Source organism: Rahnella contaminans (genome assembly GCF_011065485.1).
GTDB classification, from domain to species: domain Bacteria; phylum Pseudomonadota; class Gammaproteobacteria; order Enterobacterales; family Enterobacteriaceae; genus Rahnella; species Rahnella contaminans.
The window spans coordinates 204930-226728 of record NZ_JAADJS010000005.1; the positions used below are offsets into that span (position 1 = coordinate 204930).

The 21799-nt window shown below is 52.2% G+C and carries 19 protein-coding genes; 2 read left to right on the plus strand and 17 right to left on the minus strand.

The genetic code is table 11. From position 1 onward, the window contains the following. Positions 1-33: 33 nt before the first annotated feature. From ridA to arcA, 8 genes are all read right to left on the minus strand, one after another. Positions 34-420, minus strand: a complete 387-nt coding sequence (gene ridA / locus GW579_RS20180) for a 2-iminobutanoate/2-iminopropanoate deaminase (RefSeq protein WP_101075009.1) — start codon at positions 418-420, stop codon at positions 34-36. 53 nt (positions 421-473) lie between these two features. Then, on the minus strand, positions 474-938 hold the full coding sequence (gene pyrI / locus GW579_RS20185; RefSeq protein WP_101075010.1) for an aspartate carbamoyltransferase regulatory subunit: 465 nt from the start codon (positions 936-938) through the stop codon (positions 474-476). Between the two features lie 13 nt (positions 939-951). Next, positions 952-1893, minus strand: a complete 942-nt coding sequence (pyrB, locus tag GW579_RS20190) for an aspartate carbamoyltransferase (RefSeq protein ID WP_152327294.1) — start codon at positions 1891-1893, stop codon at positions 952-954. Positions 1894-2154: 261 nt separating this feature from the next. Further along, on the minus strand, positions 2155-2661 hold the full coding sequence (locus GW579_RS20195) for an arginine repressor (protein ID WP_152327293.1): 507 nt from the start codon (positions 2659-2661) through the stop codon (positions 2155-2157). 62 nt (positions 2662-2723) lie between these two features. Beyond that, a complete protein-coding gene (locus GW579_RS20200) occupies positions 2724-4127 on the minus strand; it encodes a YfcC family protein (RefSeq protein ID WP_165061383.1) in 1404 nt (467 codons plus the stop codon). Between the two features lie 55 nt (positions 4128-4182). Further along, positions 4183-5190 (minus strand): ornithine carbamoyltransferase, encoded by a 1008-nt coding sequence (gene argF, locus GW579_RS20205; protein WP_152327291.1) that lies wholly within the window; start codon positions 5188-5190, stop codon positions 4183-4185. Between the two features lie 24 nt (positions 5191-5214). Continuing rightward, positions 5215-6126 (minus strand): carbamate kinase, encoded by a 912-nt coding sequence (gene arcC, locus GW579_RS20210; protein WP_152327290.1) that lies wholly within the window; start codon positions 6124-6126, stop codon positions 5215-5217. Between the two features lie 23 nt (positions 6127-6149). Continuing rightward, a complete protein-coding gene (arcA, locus tag GW579_RS20215; protein ID WP_165061386.1) occupies positions 6150-7370 on the minus strand; it encodes an arginine deiminase in 1221 nt (406 codons plus the stop codon). A 689-nt stretch (positions 7371-8059) separates the two neighbouring features. Between arcA and GW579_RS20220 the strand changes: the two genes are divergently transcribed. Next, positions 8060-8530, plus strand: coding sequence for a NanQ anomerase/TabA/YiaL family protein (locus GW579_RS20220; protein WP_165061614.1), 471 nt, complete (start codon positions 8060-8062; stop codon positions 8528-8530). A gap of 12 nt (positions 8531-8542) precedes the next feature. Here GW579_RS20220 and GW579_RS20225 read toward each other — a convergent pair whose 3' ends face one another. Continuing rightward, a complete protein-coding gene (locus GW579_RS20225; RefSeq protein ID WP_152327288.1) occupies positions 8543-10315 on the minus strand; it encodes an alpha-amylase family glycosyl hydrolase in 1773 nt (590 codons plus the stop codon). Between the two features lie 164 nt (positions 10316-10479). Further along, positions 10480-11487, minus strand: coding sequence for an ornithine carbamoyltransferase (gene argF, locus GW579_RS20230; protein ID WP_165061389.1), 1008 nt, complete (start codon positions 11485-11487; stop codon positions 10480-10482). A 168-nt stretch (positions 11488-11655) separates the two neighbouring features. On the opposite strand from argF (GW579_RS20230), the gene rraB reads away from it, so the two are divergent. Next, positions 11656-12081, plus strand: coding sequence for a ribonuclease E inhibitor RraB (rraB, locus tag GW579_RS20235; RefSeq protein ID WP_104924309.1), 426 nt, complete (start codon positions 11656-11658; stop codon positions 12079-12081). 69 nt (positions 12082-12150) lie between these two features. Here the strand turns inward: rraB and GW579_RS20240 are convergent, their stop codons facing one another. The 7 genes from GW579_RS20240 to pepA form a co-directional block, all read right to left on the minus strand. After that, positions 12151-13584 carry a 6-phospho-beta-glucosidase gene (locus GW579_RS20240; RefSeq protein WP_165061392.1) on the minus strand — a complete coding sequence of 478 codons (1434 nt, stop codon included), beginning with the start codon at positions 13582-13584 and terminating at the stop codon, positions 12151-12153. Positions 13585-13641: 57 nt separating this feature from the next. Next, positions 13642-15174 (minus strand): PTS transporter subunit EIIC, encoded by a 1533-nt coding sequence (locus GW579_RS20245; protein WP_165061395.1) that lies wholly within the window; start codon positions 15172-15174, stop codon positions 13642-13644. A gap of 147 nt (positions 15175-15321) precedes the next feature. After that, positions 15322-16062, minus strand: coding sequence for a MurR/RpiR family transcriptional regulator (locus GW579_RS20250; protein WP_152327284.1), 741 nt, complete (start codon positions 16060-16062; stop codon positions 15322-15324). Positions 16063-16098: 36 nt separating this feature from the next. Then, the gene (locus GW579_RS20255) at positions 16099-16602 is read right to left on the minus strand and encodes a GNAT family N-acetyltransferase (RefSeq protein WP_165061398.1); all 504 of its coding nucleotides are present in this window, start codon (positions 16600-16602) and stop codon (positions 16099-16101) included. Positions 16603-16764: 162 nt separating this feature from the next. Then, positions 16765-19620, minus strand: coding sequence for a valine--tRNA ligase (locus GW579_RS20260; protein ID WP_165061401.1), 2856 nt, complete (start codon positions 19618-19620; stop codon positions 16765-16767). Then, positions 19613-20098, minus strand: a complete 486-nt coding sequence (locus GW579_RS20265) for a DNA polymerase III subunit chi (protein ID WP_101075028.1) — start codon at positions 20096-20098, stop codon at positions 19613-19615. Before GW579_RS20265 ends, GW579_RS20260 begins: the two co-directional genes overlap by 8 nt. A 119-nt stretch (positions 20099-20217) precedes the next feature. Next, positions 20218-21729: a leucyl aminopeptidase gene (gene pepA / locus GW579_RS20270; RefSeq protein WP_101075029.1), complete on the minus strand. Its 1512-nt coding sequence runs from the start codon at positions 21727-21729 to the stop codon at positions 20218-20220. Positions 21730-21799 lie beyond the last annotated feature (70 nt).

Genomic DNA, 21799 nt, shown 5'->3' on the forward strand with positions numbered 1-21799 from the left:
CCGCAGGCTGGTCTGGTGCATCGGGGACGCGGATTAACGGCGGACGGCGATGGCTTCGATTTCGATTTTCACGTCTTTAGGCAGGCGGGCAACTTCAACGCATGAACGGGCCGGGAAAGGCGCTTTGTGCTCGGTGAAGAAAGCTTCGTACGTGGCGTTAACGGTGGCGAAGTCGTTCAGATCTTTCACGAAAACGGTAGTTTTCACGATGTCTGACACTTTCAGGCCAGCGGCTTCAACGATAGCCTGGACGTTTTCCAGAGACTGACGCGCCTGAGCGGCGATGTCGTCGGCCACGGCACCGGTTTTAGGATCAACAGGGATCTGGCCTGAAGTGATGATCATACTGCCCAGATCCACGCCCTGAACATAAGGACCGATTGCGGCGGGTGCGTTTTCAGTACTGATTTCGCGGGACATAATGTCTCCTGATTTTGGGTTATGGGTAAAAATCCGGTCGTCAGTATACCTGCTCAGTCGTTGTTGAGCACAACCTGATGTTCGAACTCTTTCTCACAGTATTTGCATTTCAGGTGAACGCCATCTGCGCGCTGTTTCACCGCAAAGCTGGAATCCACCGGTTCAAATCGGCTGATGCAGTTGCCGTTCGGGCAGCGTAAAACCCCGATAATACGGTCCGGCAACGTCGGCATCAGCTTCTTCACAACTTCATAATTATCAATGCGGTTCACCGTAGCGCGCGGGGCATAGACCGCCAGCTGATTAACCTGTTCGTCGGTCAGAAAGGTGTTTTCAATTTTGATAATATCTTTGCGGCCAAGCTCGCCGGAAGGCAAATTCAGGCCGACGGTAACGCGTTGTTCTGTCTGCGTAAATTTAAATAACGACAGCAATTTAAAGCCGACCTGCGCCGGAATATGGTCGATTACCGTGCCGCATTTAATGGCTTCAACCTGAAGTTTATTGTCGTGAGTCATGATCGTTTTCTCCTCAAGCTGACTGTGCAATATCTGCGTTCAGAACCAGCGCCAGTAAAGCCTGACGCGCAAAAATCCCGTTACCGGCCTGCTGGAAATACCAGGCGTATGGCGTTTTATCGACATCCGGCGTGATTTCGTCGATGCGTGGCAGCGGGTGCAGGACTTTCAGGTGCGGCTGAGCGCCGTTCAGATCCGCCGCGCGCAGGACGAACTGGGCTTTGACGTTGGCATATTCAGACGGGTCCAGACGCTCTTTCTGTACGCGGGTCATGTACAGAATGTCGATTTCCGGCACGACGTCATCGATGCTGCTGTGCAGGCTATATTCGATGCCTTTCTCTTCCAGCAGCGCCAGAATATAGCCCGGCATGGCGAGTGCGTCGGGGGCGATAAAGTAGAAGCGGTTGCCGTTAAATTTCGCCAGCGCCTGCGCCAGAGAATGAACGGTACGGCCATATTTCAGGTCGCCGACCATCGCGATTTTGATGTTATCAAGACGTCCCTGCGTTTCCTGAATGGTGAACAAATCCAGCAAGGTTTGCGTCGGGTGCTGGTTCGCGCCGTCACCGGCGTTGAGAACCGGAATGCCGCCGGAGAATTCTGTCGCCAGACGCGCCGCGCCTTCCTGCGGATGGCGCATCACGATGGCATCCACGTAAGTGCTGATCACCGAAATGGTATCGGCCAGCGTCTCGCCTTTTTTGCCGAGCGACGTATTGCTGCTGTCAGAGAAACCGACGACGGAAGCCCCGAGACGATGCATGGACGTCTCAAACGACAGGCGCGTACGGGTTGAGGCTTCGAAGAAACAACTGGCGATCACTTTGTGTTTCAACAATTCCGGTTGCGGATCCGCTTTCAGGCTGGCCGCGGTGTCGAGCACCAGCTCCAGCTCCTCGCGGCTGAGATCGTTGATAGAAATGATGTCTTTTTGATATAGCGGGTTAGCCATAGTCATTCTCCTGTTTCTTTGTTCTTAAAAGAAATTCGCTCAAAAACCGATGTTCTTAAATTCCGGACAAAAAAAAGCCCCTCAATGAGGGGCTTTCAGTAAAACGGTAATGCCACGGAAGAACAACGGCAGCGGGCTGCCTGATGGCACGGTGTTTGGTCGATCATCTGAGCACAAAACGTGGCAATTGTTCATAGGTTCTCCCGGCAAATTGTGGCGCATTATACGCGCGTCACCGGCGACATCAAGCGGAAAAATGGACTAAGGCAAACGATTGCTGCTCGGGTTTCCTTTGACCATCAATACCTGCCTGATTAACTGACAAACCTGCCCGATCTCGCGGGTTTCCCTTGGCGCGACGAAGACGGCGGTGCTGGATGCGATGACGCCGAGAACCTCATGCAATCCCTGATGGTCAATGATTTTCCCCACCGCCCGCCCGTAGCCCGACGACACATGCACGATGACAAACTGCGGGTTGTAATCCACGCTGGTCACCATCTCAGTGACCGGGCGCAACGCATCGGGAACGGGCTGATATTGCTCATTCAGCGCGTACATTTTTTTGCCTTTGGCATTCTGGATCTTCACCACCCCCAGCGTTTTCAGCAGCCGCGATACCGTGGACTGGCTGATATTCCGGTATCCCGCACGCTGAAATTCACGGCGCAGCGCTTCCTGTGAAGCAAAACTTTTGCTGGCGATCAGCCGGTGACACAAGATCAACTGCTCGTGTTCTTTTTCAAGTGCAGACAACGTTCTTTTCATGGTCATATTCCCTGATGAATAAAGGACGTCAACATGGCAAAAAAATCATCATCAACGAAGGGTTAAAACAAAGAACCCAGACTCAGCGCTAACATTAGCAACACCAGCAGTATCCCGAGCAAAGGCGCAACCCATTTCAGCCAGCGGACATAGGGCACGCGCGCAATGGCCAGACCGCCCATGACGACCGCTGATGTAGGCGTCACCAGGTTCACAAGACCGGAAGCTGACTGATATGCGGTGACCACCAGTTCGCGGCCGATGTGCGCAAAATCGGCCAGCGGGGCCATGATAGGCATGGTCATCACGGCCAGACCCGATGAAGATGGCACCAGAAAAGACAACACAACTTCGAGCAAAAACATCACATTGATGAACACCACATTGGAGAGCCCGGAAACAATGTTTTCGGCGCTGTGCAAAATGGTGTGCGTGATCATGCCGTTATCCATCACGACCACGATACCGCGCGCGATCCCGATGATCAGCGCGACGCCGAGAAGATCGCGTGCGCCGTCAATGAAAGTGGTGGTCAGCTCGGTTTCGCTCATCCGGGCAATTAACCCGACAAAGATGGCGGCGGCAAGAAAGACGGCGGAGATTTCGCCCATCCACCAGCCTTTGACGGAGACGCCATAAATCATCAAGACAAAGGCCAGCGCGAAGATCGTTAAAACGATTTTCCGCACGCCGGTAAACGGCAGCAGCTCTTCGCGGCGATCGCCGAGGAAGTGTTCGCGGTTTGATTCCCATTGATCGGCGACGATTGACAGCGACGGGTCCCGACGAACTTTACGGGCGTAGCGCATCACCCATACAACGCATATTAGCCAGCCAACCACCAGAATGACTGCGCGCAGGCCGATGCCACTGGTGAAAGGAATGTCGGCGGCATTGGCGGCGATCACGGTTGCAAAGGGATTAATGGTGGAACCGAGGGTTCCGATACCTGCGCCGAGGAGAACTGTCGCGGCGGCTACCAGCGGGTCGAAGCGGGCGGCCATCATGACCGGCACCAGCAGGGTGTAAAATGGCAGGGATTCCTCGGCCATGCCATAAATAGTGCCCCCGGCGGCAAACAGCGCCATCAGGATCGGGATCATCCATTCTTCTTTGCCGCGCAGGCGATGAGTCACCCGTTCAATCCCCGCATCAATGGCACCGGTTTTGGTCACCACGCCGAGAAAACCGCCGATAATGAGGATAAACAGCGCCACGTCGATTGCGCCCGCCTGCCCGGTAACGTGGTTATAAAGGCCATCAATGGGGGCAAGAAAGATATCGATAATCCCCTGAGGATTACCGGCAACAGCGTGATAAGTGCCGGAAACCGGGACTTCTTTCCCAAGACCGGCGTTCATCGCCATGTTGTATTCGCCGGCGGGGATAATCCAGGTCAGGCCCGCGACGACGGCGATAAGAATAAAAAGAATGGTGTAGGCGGAAGGAAATTTGAATGTACGCATCAACATAATCCTTAAAAAAGGCGTGAAGACCTCAGACGGGCTTCACGCAAAAAATTCAGGCATCGCCCAGGGTGGCCACCATGACCGCTTTTATGGTGTGCATGCGGTTTTCGGCCTCATCGAACACAATGGAATGCGCCGACTCGAAAACGTCATCCGTTACTTCCAACCCTTTCATTCCATAGGCGATTTCCAGCTCTTTCCCGAGGGTAGTTTCTTCGTTGTGAAACGCGGGCAGGCAGTGCATGAATTTCACATCAGGATTGCCGGTGGCTTTGATGACGGCGGCATTGACCTGATACGGCGTCATCAGGCTGATGCGTTCGGCCCAGGCAGATTTGGCTTCGCCCATCGAAACCCAGACATCGGTGTAGAGGAAATCCACCCCGTTCACGCCTTCATCGACGTGCTCGGTCAGCAAAATGCGGGCACCGGTGGTTCCGGCTATTTTCCGGCACTCACTGACCAGCGCAGCGTCTGGCCAGAAGGATTTCGGTGCGACCAGGCGGATGTCCATGCCCATTTTGGCGGCGCCGACCATCAGCGAATTGCCCATGTTGTTTCGTGCATCGCCCAGATAGGCAAAGCTTAATTCGCTGAGTTGTTTTCCCGGCGCGTGTTCGAGCATGGTCATCAGGTCGGCGAGAATCTGTGTGGGATGAAATTCATCCGTCAGCCCGTTCCAGACCGGGACGCCGGAAAACTCGGCCAGCTCCTCAACAATCCTTTGCGCAAAACCCCGGTATTCAATGCCGTCGTACATCCGGCCCAGCACGCGGGCGGTGTCTTTCATCGACTCTTTATGACCAATCTGGCTGCCGCTCGGGCCGAGATACGTCACTTTTGCTCCCTGATCGAAAGCCGCCACTTCAAACGCACAGCGGGTTCTCGTGGACGTTTTTTCGAAAATCAGCGCGATATTTTTGCCGAGTAAATACTGCTGCTCCCGGCCACTCTTTTTGTATGTTTTCAGGGTAAAGGCGAGATTAATCAATTGCTGGATTTCATCCGGCGTAAAATCCAGAAGTTTGAGAAAATGACGGTTTTTTAAGGTGTTACTCATAGTTTTATTCCTTTCATGACGTTATTACGACGCACGGATGGAGGTGCCTCTCAGGCCCGCGAGAATCGCTTCGCCGTCGGTCAGGGCACCGATCCCGGCTAATCCGTGGCAGGCATCGACAAACTGGCAGGCTGCGGCGATTTTTGGGCCCATAGAGCCCGCATCGAAAGTCATTCCGGCCAGGTCGCGTGTGGTGGTCTGTTGAAGCGGACGCTGCGTTGGTTTTCCCCAGTCGAGGTACACCGCATCAGCGTCGGTGAGGATCAGAAGCGCATCGGCGTGCAGTTGCCGGGCGAGCAGGGCGGCCGAGAGATCTTTGTCGATGACCGCTTCCGCGCCTTCCAGTCCTTTAGCGGTTTTGCAGACCGGAACACCGCCGCCGCCATTGCAAATAACCAGATGTCCGTCCTGAAGCAGCGCGTTGATCGCGTCGGTTTCGATAATGCTTAGCGGTTGCGGCGAGGCCACGACGCGGCGGAAATGCTGCCCGTCCGCTTTCATCGCCCAGCCCTTTTCTGCGGCCAGCGCAGCAGACTGTTCGCGGGTGTAAACCGGCCCGATGTATTTGGTCGGATGATTGAAAGCCGGATCCAGCGGACTGATTTCCACCTGTGTGAGCAGCGTGCAAACGCGGATTTCCGGCAGGCAATTTTTCAATTCCTGTTGCAGGAGATAGCCGATCATTCCCTGCGTCTGGGCGACCAAAATATCCAGCGGATAAGGCGAAACGGCGGTATAAGCACTGTTTTGCAACGCCAGTAATCCGACCTGCGGTCCGTTGCCGTGAACCAGCACAACACGCCATTGCTGACACAATGCGCTGAGTGTTTCTGCCGCCAGCTGAATATTTTTCCGCTGAATGCTGGCTTCCAAAGGTTCGCCGCGACGCAGCAATGCATTGCCGCCCAGTGCGACGACCAGTGTGGGTTTTGTCATGGTATTTTCCCTGGTGTGGTTTTTCAGATGTCGTCGCGTTCCAGCGGGCAACTCATGCAACGAGCGCCGCCACGGCCACGCCCGAGTTCATCTCCGGGAATAGGCAGCACGGTGATCCCGGCCTTATCGTATTTTTCGTTGGTCCACGTATTGCGCTCATAGCCAATCACGACGCCGGGACGTACGGTCAGCACGTTGTTGGCGTCATTCCATTGTTCGCGCTCGGCTTCAAAACTGTCGCCACCGGTGGTGATCAGTTTCACTTCATCCAGCCCCAGCGCTTTTTCGATGGCTTTCAGGAAATGCGGTTCTTCCTGACGACGAAGGCCCCCGCGGCCGTCATCGGTCAGAGTCCAGCACTGCGTGGTGTCACGTACGACTTCGGGATAAACCGAGAAAGTGTCGATATCGATGTGGGTCATGACGGTGTCGAGATGCATACAGGCGCGGTGTTTTGGTAATTCCAACGCGATAACTTTGGTCGCCTGCTGATGTTTAAACAGAGAACGGGCGAGGAACTCAACGCCCTGCGGTGTGGTTCTTTCTGACATCCCGATTAACACTGCGCCGCGACCAATGACCAGGACGTCGCCGCCTTCCAGCGTGGCATGGTCGTAATTGAAATCATCGTCACCGAAATAAGTAATGAATTCGTTATCGCTGAATAATGGATGCCAGCGATATATGGCACGCAGATTATTTGTTTCGCGCTTTCTTGCCGCTTTGGCCATCGGGTTCACGGAAACCCCGTTATATATCCAGCAGGAGGTATCGCGGGTAAATAAATGATTCGGCAGTGGCTTAATAATAAAATCATTCGCCATATGGGTATCAACGACCATATTGTGGATAGTCGAAGGGATCTCGTTATAAGTTAATCCGCCACTCATGAAACGCGCCGTTTGCCGGTGAGGAAGATCGGCCAGCCAGCCACGGATCTCTTCAGCAAATTGCGGCCCCAGACGGTAGTCGGAGATCTGCATATTCAGCAGCCAGTCTTTGGCCTCGCGATTATCCAGCGTTTCGGTCAGTAAATCAGTCAGAAGCAGAACTTCAACCCCTTGCTGGCGCAGTGTCTGGCTGAAAACATCATGTTCCTTACCGGCTCTTTCAACGGAAAGTACGTCATCAAATAACAGTTCCTGGCAATTCGAAGGGGTTAAGCGTTGCAAGCTTAAATTAGGCCGGTGCAGCATGACGCTGTGCAGTTGACCTATTTCAGAACCGACATAATGCCTTTTCATATTTATTCCTTTCTTATGAAAAAAGTAATCTGGTTAATATTTCAGGCAAAACGAAACCTTGATGAATAAATGGAGTTATTCAATCTTTTTTCATCTCGTCTGCAACGAAGTGAATAATATTCCGCTGAAGCATTTAAGATGTGATTCCGATCTCATCAGAATGAATGAATACAATGGAGTGATAATTAATTGATGATGCGCATTGTTTATTTTATTAATCAATTATCCGTTATGAATAAATAACGTGTGATAGGAGTAATTATTTTACTTGTTAGAAAAATGACTGGTTGGGATATAATTCATGCAATCGTAATGCATTGAAATAAAGGGGTTTAAATTATCATACGCATAGGGATTAAATTTGTTTGAATAAAAATCCTAAAAATGGGAAATAATCAAAATAATTATTGTGATTTCAAGCGGTTTTTATATTCGTCATTTTGTGATCGGCAGAGGAGTTTTTGAAAATATCGTTTCAGACCAGTCACCTGGTCGCGGGTATTTGTGGCTGAAGATGCAATCTATGCACTACGGATGCATAACCATTCTTCTAAGGCACGCATAAAACCGGGAAAATTAATTTTAGCGAAAAAGGGAAATCTTGATCTGAAAGGTAGCCACCCGTACATAAAGAGGATTATTATTTCTGAAACAACGTTTCACTAATGAATCACTCTCACGAGGTTATGATGATCACCGGAAACATCCATCAACTGCATTTAGTGCCTTATCTGCCCGCTGAACTGCGCGAAGCCATTGAGTATGTGAAGAAAAATATCACGGCGGAAACCCCCCTGGGTAAACACGATATCCACGGCAATGACGCGTTTGTTCTGATTTCAAATGATTCAACGGCGCCGCAGGCAGATCGCCGTGCGGAGTTTCATGCCCGTTATCTGGATATCCAGATTGTCCTGAACGGAACGGAGGGAATGACGTTCAGCAATCTTCCTGCGGGGTACATTGATACCGACTGGCTGGAAGATAAAGACATTGCGTTTCTGGCTGCCGGCGAGCAGGAAAAAACCATGATTATGCAGGCCGGTGATTTCGTGGTGTTTTATCCGGGCGAGGTGCATAAACCGCTGTGCGCCGTTGGCGAATCGGCTAACGTGCGCAAAGCGGTCGTCAAAATGGACGTCAATAAGCTGTCTGTTTAATACATTGTCAGTTTAACGCTTTGTTCGTTTGAACAACTTCATCCGCCAGCGACGCAGCCTGCCGAGACGTTCTGGCGCTTTGAGCTTGTGTTTGATCCACACTACCTGCCACGGCTGGAGCCTCATCTGGCCGTTAAACACTTCTCCGCCAATCAGATCTTTGCCTTCCACCGCCAGTTTCAGCATTTGTGAATGATCGCTGATGTTAAACACGCAGGTGATCCGATCTTCGCTCTTTGGATCATAACGTTCCATGGCGAATAACGATTTGCCCAAATCAAACACACGCTGGCCAGCCTGCGGCGAAAATGCCGGATGCGCGCGGCGGTGTTTAATCAGTTCCTCTAAGCCGTAAAACACGCGGGAGCGCAGGCTGTCTTTCTTCTCAAGTTCAGCTTCCAGCGTACCCAGCTCCAGCTTTTTACGGTTGATGCGGCGGTTAATCCCGGACTGATGCATACCGTCGAGATCGTTCTCGCTGCCGAGCAGGCTGTGGATGTAAATGGCCGGTACGCCGATAAACGACAGTAACAATGCCTGCGCCGCCAGGAACTTACGGGCTTTCAGGTCAACATCATCTCCCGGCTCGGTCAGCGCACTCAGGTAATTAATATTCAGCTCGTAAGGCGAATGGGTACCGTCGCCGTTGTCTTTATACGAGACCCGACCTTCTTTGCGCAGCGTTTCCTGCGCCATGTATTTACGTTCATCATCGCTGAGGAAGGTTTCCGTCGGGCGTAGCCCAATGCCATCGTGACTCGCCAGAAAGTTGAAATACGTGGTGTCCGGGTAGCGCGCTTCCGCGTTCAGGCTTTGTGCCCATTGCGTCAGCGTCGTGGTGTCCTGACGTAAAAATGCATGAAGCGTCAGCGGCGGCAGCGGGAACTGATACACCATATGTGCTTCATCACCTTCACCGAAATAACTGATATTTTCGTGATGCGGCACGTTGGTTTCCGTAATGAGCCGTGTACCGGGGATCACTTCGTCGAGGATCGTGCGCCAGACTTTAATAATGTTGTGCGCCTGCGGCATATGAATGCAGCGTGTGCCCACTTCTTTCCAGATATACCCGATGGCGTCGAGGCGAATAGATTGCCCGCCGCTGGCCGCGTACTGTAACAGTACGTCGATGCTCTCCAGCAGAACCTGCGGATTTTTGAAATTGATATCCACCTGATCTTCGCTGAACGTCGTCCACAGATACAGCTCGGTGCCGTTGGCTTTAATAAAAGGCGTCAGCAGCGGAGAGGCGCGCGGACGCACCACGCGGCTGTAATCCAGCTCGGGATTCGAGGCAATAAAGTAATCTTTGTAATACGGATCGTCGTGCAAATAGCCCTTCATCCATTCGCTGGAGCGTGAGATGTGGTTGATCACGCAGTCAAACATCAGATTGAAATGAGCGGAAAGGTGATGAATGTCGGACCAGCCGCCGAGATGTTCGTCGATCCGGCGATAATCAATAACGCTAAAACCGTCGTCCGAGCTGTAGGGATACATCGGCAGAATGTGGATGTCGCTGACGATCTCGCGCAGATAGGTATTGGCGAAATGGTTTAAGGTTGCCAGCGGCGGTTGGTCGCCATGACGAATGTTGTCGCCGTAGGTGATCAGATAAATATTGGTGCCATCGACCCAACTTGTCGTGCGATGTTTGCCGTAATTCCATTTTTCAGCGAGATGCAGGATTTTTTTCAGCAGGTCAGCAATGTGTTCTCTGGGGTAAATCCGGCTTAAAAGACTTTCCAGCCGCAGGACATACTCGAGATTAACTGAGCTCATAGCGGTTCCTTCTTACAGAATTCTTTTTGTATGAAAAATAACAGCGCTCTGAAAAGGTTAGTTGAAAATACGGGGCGCGGGCAGCGGAAGGGCGATATAGCAGAGGATTCTGGGGGAATAACGCGGCATCACTTTGCCTTGTCGCAAAATGATGCCGGATAAAATCAGGCGTTGCCGAGGGTGGCGACCATCACCGCTTTGATGGTGTGCAGACGGTTTTCAGCCTGATCGAAGACTACGCTGTGGCTTGATTCGAACACTTCGTCGGTAACTTCCATGCCGCCGTGCAGACCGTATTCTTCCGCCATTTGTTTGCCGAGTGTGGTCTGGTCATCGTGAAACGCAGGCAGACAATGGAGGAATTTCACCTTCGGATTGCCGGTCAGCGCCAGCATGGCGCTGTTAACCTGATACGGACGCAGCAGATTAATACGCTCTTTCCAGGCTTCTTTCGGTTCACCCATCGATACCCAAACGTCCGTATACAGGAAATCGGCATCTTTCACGCCGGTCGCGATATCTTCTGTCAACGTTATGCTGCCGCCATTTTCTTTTGCCAGATGTTCGCAGGTGGCGACCAGTTCGGCTTCCGGCCAGCAGGCGGAAGGTGCAACCAGGCGCAAATCCAGCCCGCACAACGCCGCCGCTTCCAGTAGCGAGTTCCCCATGTTATTACGGGTATCGCCCAGATAGGCCAGACGCATACCTTTCAGCGGCTTACCCGGCAGATGCTCCTGCATAGTGAGCAAATCCGCCAGCAACTGCGTTGGATGGAATTCGTTGGTCAGACCGTTCCAGACCGGGACACCGGCATATTGCGCCAGTATTTCCACTTTATCCTGACCGTAACCACGATACTGAATACCGTCATACATCCGGCCAAGCACGCGGGCAGTGTCTTTCATCGATTCTTTATGACCTATCTGGCTGCCGCTTGGGCCGAGGTAGGTGAGTTTTGCCCCCTGATCGTAAGCGGCAACTTCGAAAGAGCATCGGGTACGGGTCGAGTCTTTTTCGAAGATGAGCGCGATGTTTTTGCCTTGCAGGCTGGCCTTCTCGGTGCCGTTTTTCTTAGCGGCTTTTAATTCTGCGGAGAGTTTCAGCAGGGACGAAATCTCTGACGGGGTAAAATCCAGTAACCTGAGAAAATGACGTTTACTCAACAAACTCATGATGTCGCTCCATAGCACGTTAGCATTTCGGATTGAATTTAAATTCAATTTAACTGTATGAATATGCAATTACAACCCCGAAGCAAAAACTTTGTCGTTTATAGTGGAGGCGCGCCCTGTGGTGTGTGAAAATAGCGGTCAAACGTCACATTGATTGAGGACTGAGATATGGCAAACCGTGAATTGCTGGACGAACAACGTGAAGAGACTCGCTTAATCATCGAAGAGCTGCTGGACGATGGCAGCGATCCTGACGCGCTTTACACCATTGAACATCACTTATCTTCAGAGAAGTTCGAAGTTCTGGAGAAAGCAGCGGTTGAGGCTTTCAAGCTGGGTTACGAAGTTACCGACCCTGAAGAGTTAGAAGTTGAAGACGGTTCTGTGCTGATGTGTTGTGACGTAATCAGCGAAATCGCGCTGAAAGCGGAACTGATCGACGCTCAGGTTGAACAACTGATGAATCTGGCCGAAGCTAACGGCGTCAACTACGACGGCTGGGGCACTTACTTCGAAGGCGATGACGACGAAGAAGGTGAGGAAGGCGAAGACGAAGATTTCGTTGATGAAGATGATGACGGGAAACGTCATTAATTTTTATCGCGAGTAATATAAAAAAACCGGGCAATGCCCGGTTTTTTTATTTCCGCCAGTTCAGAAGAATTAAAGTACTTCCCCGTTGCTCTCAATCACTTTCTGATACCAGCCAAAACTCTCTTTTTTCGAACGTGCCATCGTGCCGGTGCCGTCGTCATTTTTATCGACGTGGATAAAGCCATAGCGTTTGCTGTACTGGCCGGTGGTGAATGACACGCAGTCAATACAGCCCCACGGCGTGTAGCCCATCAGATCCACACCATCTTCCAGCACGGCTTTCTTCATCTGTTCGATGTGCGCTTTCAGATAAGCGATGCGGTAATCGTCATGAATAACGCCGTCGTCACCCGCTTTATCGATAGCGCCAAAGCCATTTTCGACAATAAACAGCGGTTTCTGGTAACGCTCGTACAGAATGTTCAGGGTATAACGAAGGCCAACAGGATCAATCTGCCATCCCCAGTCGGATGCCTTAACGTGCGGATTCGGGACGCTGCCTGCAAAGCCGGATAACCCGTTATCATCACTTGGGTTGTGCGCTGAAATCGCGTTGCTCATGTAATAGCTCAGGCCGATGTAGTCCGCGCAGCCTTCTCTCAGTGCCTGCAAATCTCCGTCTTCCATTTTGATGTTGAAGCCGCGACGTTCCCATTCTTTCAGTGCATACGCAGGGTAATAACCGCGCATATGCACATCGCTGAACAGGAAGCGTTCATGCATCGCTTCGACCGAATACATCACGTCATCCGGGTGGCAGGAGAACGGGTACAGCGGCACCATGGCGATCATGCAGCCAATCTGGAAATCCGGGTTGATCTGATGGCCGAGTTTGACCACTTTGGCGCTGGCCACGAACTGGTGATGCAGCACCTGATACAGGGTTTCTTCGGGGTTTTCCTGTTCGGTGAATACCACACCGGAGCAGCAATAACCGAACAGCGGATATTTCCAGTTGCGCTGGTTATTGATCTCGTTGAAGGTCATCCAGTATTTCACTTTGCCTTTGTAACGCTCCATCACGACCTGGCTGAAACGCACAAAGAAATCCACCACCTGACGGTTTTTCCAGCCGCCGTATTCCTTCACCAGATGCCATGGCATTTCGAAGTGAGAAAGGGTGATCACCGGCTCAATATTATGTTTGAGCAGCTCATCAAACATGTCGTCGTAGAATTGCAGACCCGCTTCGTTTGGCTGTAATTCGTCACCGTTCGGGAAGATGCGCGTCCAGGCAATCGAAGTACGGAAACATTTGAAGCCCATTTCGGCAAACAGCGCGATGTCTTCTTTGTAGTGCGAATAAAAATCGACGGCTTCGTGGTTAGGGTAGCTGTAACCCTCCAGCACGCCGTCTGTCATCACGCGATCGACGCCGTGTGCGCCGCCGGAAAGCACGTCGCAAATGCTCACGCCTTTGCCGCCTTTGTTCCAACCGCCTTCAACCTGATGTGCTGCAACTGCGCCGCCCCATAAGAAATCTTTCGGTAAATGTTGACTCATTTTCGTTCTCCCTTGAGGCGGGCTGTGGCAGCCCGCGTGGTAAATGTAATATCCGGTTTAATTCATTTCTGCCTGTGCGGCGCGCTGACTTTCAGCCTGGATCTTTTTCGTGGCCGCGACATCGGGCTCATCTTTGAAACCGACCAGCCAGGTAAACAGGGCGCCGAGCACAAAGGCGACGGTAATCGAGAGCAGGAAACCGAGGAACTGCGGCATGTGGCCTTCTTTGAAGAATACCGGCAATACCGCAATGCCCGGCAAACAGTAGCTCCATGACACGGCGTTGAAGGACCCGGCAATCGCACCGCCGATACCACCCGCCACGCAACTGCACAGGAAAGGTTTTTTCAGGCGCAGGGCCACACCGTAAATCGCAGGTTCGGTAATCCCAAACAGGCCGGTAACGCCCGCGGAGAGGGAAATCCCTTTCATTTCACGGCTGCGGGTTTTCAGATATACGCCAAACATACTGCCGGTCATTGCAAAGACGGCGGATGCCTGCAGGCCGGTAAAGGTGTCATAACCCAGCGTTGCGTAGTTGCCGACAGTAACTGGCGTAATGCCCCAGTGAACACCGAGTGTGACCAGCGGTTGCCAGAAAGCACCGACAACAAAACCGGCAATGGTCGGGCTGAGGTGATAGAGATAGTTGTAAACGCCGCCAATCGCGCCGCCGATCAGGTTGCCGATCGGGCCGAATACCAGAAGCGTCATCGGTACCATAATGGCGATACAAAACATCGGGGTGAACAGGTTGCGGATGACGACTGGCAACACTTTATTGAAGAAGCGTTCGACGTAAGACATCGCCCAAACCATCAGGATGATCGGAATAACTGACGCGGTATAGCTGAGATATTTCACCGGTATCCCGAGGAAATCGAGCGTTGGCGAAGCCAGCGGAATGCCGACAATGTTAGTCAGGATGCTGGCGATTTCCGGATTGTTCACGGCTTCACGCATCAGTTGCTGCATGGCCGGGTCGGCGGAGTTGATCGAGGTGATTTTGAACGCGGTCAGCATGTTCATATAATCAGGGCTGATCAGCGCACAGGCCGTAATGACAGCGGTAAACGGATGGACGTTGAATTTTTTTGCCGCCGTAAACGCGATCATGACCGGCAGGAAGGTAAACGCCGTCCAGGAAACGAAATTGAGAATACGGTAGGTGCCGCTGCCTGAGTCCATAATCCCGACGGCTGCGAGGAAAGAAATGATCCCCTGTAAAATACCGCAGGCGGCGAGCTGATAAAGGAATGGCGTGAAGATACTGGAAATGACATCCATCACGCGGCTGACGATGCCGACGTTCGGCGCAGAGACCGGCGCGTTTTCGTCGACGTGGATCAGTTTCAGAACCTGTTTATAAGCGTCGCTGACGTGGTTACCAATCACCACTTGCATCTGGCCGCCGGCCTCAATCACCGTGATCACGCCCTTGACGCGTTTTAATTCTTCTTTATCGACGGCTTTATTATCTTTCAGAACAAAACGTAAACGGGTGGCGCAATGTGTGATGCTAATCACATTATTATCACCGCCAATATATTTAACAATTTCCTGAGCTGTCTGAGCGTAATCAATGGCCATTATTTATTATTCTCCTGCGGGTAAACAGAGGTGAGCTTTTTTGTTTTTTTACTCGTTGGCAGGAGTGTAGCAAAAGAAAGGGTATTGTCACGATATAACAAAAAACAACTCAGGTGATTTGTTACACCTTAAAAACACCCTGTTTTTTCATTGCGCTGAGTCACGTTTTATTAAAGGTAATTTCTTTCCAATCGTTTCGATAATATAAAGTACGGGGATCTGCGTTGTAATATTGTACTGGCCTTCTAATACAATTTGCGGCATGTGGTAGGAGATGTTGAGGTCTGCCATACGCGCCAGCGTTGAGTTTTCGCTGTTCGTCAGGCTGATGATCTGGCAGTTGTGCTGGCTGAACTGTGTAGCGAACCGTAATACTTCCTCCGTCTCCCCTGAGACAGAAAGAATAATAGCGATGGCATCTTTATACATATCGCTGTTAATCGGAAAATAAGGATCGTCAATAAAGGTACTGAATTTCCCGACGTTTGAGAAAAAACGTGCGCTGTATTTCCCTAATGAACCTGATGTTCCTACGCCGACAAATATAATTCGCTGCGCGTCGGAAATTCTTTTGGCCGCCTGATCTAATAATTCATCAAATTCGCTGTTATTAATACTTTTGAAATAGCTGATTATTTCACTGATGCCAAAGGAGACCGGCGGTTTTTCTTCATGTTCTAAAAACAATTTAAAACGGATACGAAACTCAGAATATCCTTCACAATCCATTTTTTTGCAAAAACGCAGAACCGTGGTGGTGGATACCCCGGCGGCATCTGCCAGCTCACGGATAGTCATGTACATCACTTTATCGCCATTTTTGACGATGTAGTTATAGACCGTCAGTTCCAGTTCGTTTAACGCTGAAATGGCTTTATGTGTGAACATGAGATGCCTGTTTTTTTATGGATTGCGAAAAGGATATCAGAGGTATTTTAACATCGTCACTTCACAATCGACATGCCCCGTATTGCCCAGTGAGCCATTAATATGTTGAAAACCCAGACGCTCATACAGCGCGATCGCCTGCGTCAGACTGGCAGTTGTTTCCAGATAGCAGCGCGCGAATCCGTTCTGGCGGGCATGTTCCATTGCCTGTAACGCCAGTCGTTTCGCCAGACCCTGGCCGCGCAGCGAAGGCAGGAAATACATTTTTTGCAGTTCGCACAAATCATCTTCGCCGCCAGAAAGCGGTGCAACACCGCCGCCGCCGGCGACTTTACCGTCGACTTCCACCACCCAGTAAGCGCAACGTGGCTGACTGTAGCTTTCATACAGATGATCCAAATTCGGGTCTGCTACGGTATAGCCTTTATCGGCAGTCAGGCCAAATTCAGCAGATACATGGCGGATCACGTGTGCGATAGCCGCGTTATCTTCAGGGCGAATCGGGCGCACCAACACGCTGACAGGAAGGGAGGTCGTCATATTGCTCACTCAGTTTCAAATAATAAGATAAATAAACAGACCGTTTTAATACCATCTAAGGGCAGGTGGGTGCAACGTTACCGGCTGTTATCGCAGAATAAAAAAGGCCGCTTTCGCGGCCTTTGTCATCTCATGTATTTACCCGGATAACCGGCACCAAAATTACAGAGCAGCGATTGTTGCTTTCTGTTCTGCAATCTTGATTTTGGCTTCACCGCAGGCTGCCAGACGTTCGCGCTCTTTTGCGACTACGGCTTCCGGCGCACGCGCCACAAAACCTTCGTTAGACAGTTTGCCTTCGATAGACGCAATCTCGCCATCCAGCTTCGCCATCTCTTTGTCCAGACGCGCCAGCTCGGCATCTTTGTCGATCAGACCGGCCATTGGGATCAGCAACTCAGCGCCTTCAACCAGTTTGGTGACAGACACAGGGCCTTTGTCACCTGCAGGCAGAATGGTAATGGATTCCAGACGCGCCAGAGACTTAATGAAGCTCAGGTTCTGTTCAACACGACGCTGTGCATCGGCACTCGCGCCGCGCAGCAGCAGTTCCAGCGGCTTGGCCGGAGACAGATTCATCTCGGCACGCACGTTACGGATAGCGATGATCGCCTGCTTGATCCACTCAAGATCGGCCAGCGCCAGTTCGTCTGCTTTCGCCGCGTCAAATTCCGGGAAAGGCTGCAGCATGATGGTTTCTGCTGTGATGCCTTTCAGCGTTTTCACGCGCTGCCAGATGGTTTCTGTGATGAAAGGAATGATCGGGTGCGCAAGACGCAGCAGACCTTCCAGCACTTCAACCAGCGTATGACGGGTGCCGCGTAGTTGTGCTTCGCTGCCACCGTTCATGACCGGTTTAGTCAGCTCCAGATACCAGTCGCAGAACTGGTTCCAGGTGAATTCATACAGAATGCTGGCAGCCAGATCGAAGCGGTAGTTATCCATCGCTTCACGGTAAGATTTCACCGTGCGGTTATATTCCGCGAGGATCCAGCGGTCAGCCAGTGACAGCTCAAGTTCGCCACCATTCAGGCCACAATCCTGATCTTCGGTGTTCATCAGTACGAAGCGGCTGGCGTTCCACAGTTTGTTACAGAAGTTACGGTAGCCTTCAAGACGCTTCATGTCCCAGTTGATGTCACGGCCGGTAGAAGCCAGTGCCGCCAGCGTGAAGCGCAGGGCATCGGTGCCGTGCGGTTCGATGCCGTTCGGGAATTGCTTCTCGGTGCGCTTGCGGATTTTTTCCGCCAGCTGCGGCTGCATCATGTTGCCGGTACGTTTTTCCAGCAGATCTTCCAGCGAAATACCGTCAATCATATCCAGCGGATCGATGACGTTACCTTTGGACTTGGACATTTTCTGCCCTTCGTCGTCGCGGATAAGACCGGTCATGTAAACGGTGTTAAACGGAACCTGTGGCTTGCCATTCTCGTCTTTCACGAAATGCATGGTCATCATGATCATGCGCGCAATCCAGAAGAAGATGATGTCGAAGCCGCTCACAACAACGCTTGAAGGGTGGAAAGCTTTGAGATCAGGCGTCTGTTCTGGCCAGCCCAGTGTAGAGAATGTCCACAGGCCGGAAGAGAACCAGGTGTCGAGCACGTCTTCGTCCTGAGTCAGCACAACGTCTGCGCCCAGATTGTTTTCACTGCGGACTTCCGCTTCGTCACGGCCAACGAATACGTTGCCTTCGGCGTCATACCACGCAGGAATACGGTGTCCCCACCACAGCTGACGGGAAATACACCAGTCCTGAATGTCACGCATCCAGCTGAAATACATATTTTCGTACTGTTTAGGTACGAACTGGATTTCACCTTGCTCAACGGCCTCCACCGCGACTTTCGCCAGTGGCGCAGTGCGGACGTACCACTGGTCAGTCAGCATGGGTTCGATAACCACGCCGCCACGGTCACCGTAAGGTACGGTCAGGTCGTGAGGTTTGATTTCTTCGAGCAGACCGGCTTCGTCAAATGCAGCGACGACCGCTTTACGCGCGGCAAAGCGCTCCAGGCCACGGAACTGTTCAGGGATATCGTTAGCACAGGCATCGCTTTCTTCGCCGTTAGTGTCGAACACTTCAGCAGTCTGGCGGATATCGCCATCGAAAGTCAGAATGTTGATCATCGGCAGACCGTGACGTTTACCGACTTCATAGTCATTAAAGTCATGCGCAGGCGTGATCTTCACACAACCGGTGCCCTTTTCCATGTCGGCATGTTCGTCGCCCACGATGGGAATACGGCGGCCTACCAGCGGCAAAATGATTTCTTTGCCGATGAGGTCTTTATAACGCGGATCTTCCGGGTTAACGGCCACGCCGGTATCACCGAGGACGGTTTCCGGACGGGTGGTCGCGACAACCAGATAATCTTTGCCTTCAGCGGTTTTCGCGCCGTCAGCCAGCGGATAGCGCAGGTGCCACATGGAACCTTTAGATTCGCGGTTTTCAACTTCGAGGTCGGAAATCGCGGTGCGCAGTTTTGGATCCCAGTTCACCAGGCGTTTGCCACGGTAAATCAGATCTTCTTTATACAGGCGTACGAACACTTCGCGCACGGCGTTGGACAGGCCTTCGTCCATGGTGAAGCGCTCACGCTCCCAGTCCACGGAATCGCCGAGACGGCGCATCTGACGGGTAATGGTGCCGCCGGATTCTGCTTTCCAGTCCCAGATTTTGTCGATAAACGCTTCACGGCCGTAGTCGTGACGGGTTTTGCCTTCTTCGGCTGCGATTTTACGCTCAACCACCATCTGCGTTGCGATGCCCGCATGGTCGGTGCCCGCCTGCCACAGAGTATTTTTACCCTGCATGCGCTGATAGCGGATCATGGCGTCCATGATGGTTTGCTGGAAAGCATGACCCATGTGCAAGCTGCCGGTAACGTTCGGCGGCGGGATCATGATGGCAAAGCTTTCTTTACTGGTATCACCATGTGGCTTGAAATAGCCCTGTTGTTCCCAGTGCTCGTAAAGCGGCTGCTCGATGTCTTGCGGGTTATATGTCTTATCCATTTCGCTTCGTATTTTCGTCGGTCGATGTGGTGACTGAGGGCGGCGTGGCCGTCGTCAAAGAGAAACCCACGCTGCGATAGGCTTTGTAGCGTTCGCGCGCAAGCTGTTTAAGGGAATCTTCGTAAGGAACGAAGTCTACCACTTCATGGAAAGCAGTAGCAAAATCTGCAAATTCAGGCAGGAGGCTTATCAGCAGGTCGCGTGGCGCATTGCCGCGCTTACCCGGCCAGCAAAGCTCCACCGGTGCACCAAATCTCGGGCCTTCACCCGCCAGATTGTGTGGCACAAAATGGTTTGGATCACGCTTCCACAGCGCTTCATCCAGACGCTCGGCCTGTTTTTGATCTTCACAGGCCAGCAGAACACGTTTGCCCATCCGGTAACGTTCGGCGGCGACCTGACAGGCCAGCGCTTCGTGTGAGCTGAGCTCGCCACTTGCATCCGGCGCATCGAGAAGAAAGAAGGTTGCCTGTTTCATGATGAGTTCACTGTGCTGCTGAGAAAAAACAGGGGCGCAACTGGGTGCGCCCGCCTGTGAAGGGTCTGAGGATATTTCCAGACCCTGACTGGAGAATTATACCTTATTTAGCGAATGAATCATTCATCGCCATCAAGGCCAGCGCGGTTCAGCAGGAACTGCGCCAGAAGTGCGACCGGACGACCGGTTGCGCCTTTGTTTTTACCTGAACGCCATGCGGTACCGGCGATGTCCAGATGCGCCCAGCTGTATTTACGGGTGAAGCGCGACAGGAAGCAACCCGCGGTGATTGCACCACCCGGACGGCCACCGATGTTCGCCATATCAGCAAAATTGGAATCCAGCTGTTCCTGATATTCATCCGCCAGCGGCAGACGCCACGCGCGGTCACCGGCCTGTTCGGACGCGCCGATCAGTTCGTGTGCCAGCGGATTGTGGTTCGACAGCAGACCGGTGATGTGATGGCCAAGGGCAATCACGCAGGCGCCGGTCAGCGTGGCGACGTCAATCACCAGCTCAGGATCAAAGCGTTCAACGTAAGTCAGTGCATCGCACAGCACCAGACGGCCTTCTGCGTCGGTATTGAGCACTTCAACGGTCTGGCCGGACATGGTCGTCAGAATATCGCCCGGACGGAACGCCTGACCGCCTGGCATGTTTTCACAGCCTGCCAGCACGCCAATCACGTTGAGCGGCAGATTCAGTTCAGCCACCACGCGCATTGCGCCGTAAACCGCTGCGGCACCGCACATGTCGTACTTCATTTCATCCATATCAGCCGCTGGCTTAATGGAAATACCGCCGGAATCGAAGGTCAGACCTTTACCGACGAGCACGATAGGCTTAGCGTCAGGATTAGGATTTCCTTTATATTCCATCACCGACATCAGTGATTCGTTTTTCGAACCCTGACCTACCGCCAGATACGCATTCATCCCCAGCTCTTTCATCTGCTGTTCGCCGATTACGCGAGTGGTGATGTTGGTGCTGAACGCATCTGCCAGCTGACGGGCCTGCGACGCCAGATACGCGGCGTTACAGATGTTCGGTGGCATATTGCCGAGATCTTTTGCGGCTTTGATACCGGCAGAAACCGCCAGACCATGGGAAATTGCGCGCTCACCGCTGGTCAGTTCACGGCGTGTCGGCACGTTGAAGACCATTTTACGCAGCGGACGGCGAGGTTCGGTTTTATTGCTTTTAAGCTGATCGAAGGTGTAAAGCGATTCTTTGGAGGTCTCGACCGCCTGACGCACTTTCCAGTAAGTATTGCGCCCTTTAACGTGCAGCTCGGTGAGGAAGCAAACGGCCTCCATAGAACCGGTGTCGTTCAGGGTGTTGATCGTTTTCTGGATCACCTGTTTGTACTGGCGCTCATCCAGCTCACGCTCTTTGCCGCAACCAATCAGCAAGATACGTTCGGAAAGGATATTCGGTACATGATGCAGTAACAGGGTCTGGCCCACTTTGCCTTCAAGTTCGCCACGGCGGAGCAGGGCGCTGATGTAGCCATCACTGATTTTATCGAGCTGTTCGGCAATCGGTGACAGGCGGCGAGGTTCGAAAACGCCGACTACAATACAGGCACTGCGTTGTTTTTCCGGGCTACCGCTTTTTACGCTGAACTCCATGCACTCTCCTGAATCTTAAAGACAAGGGCGGGAGGTACGGCTAGAATGAGTCGCCGGAGACACTCTCCCG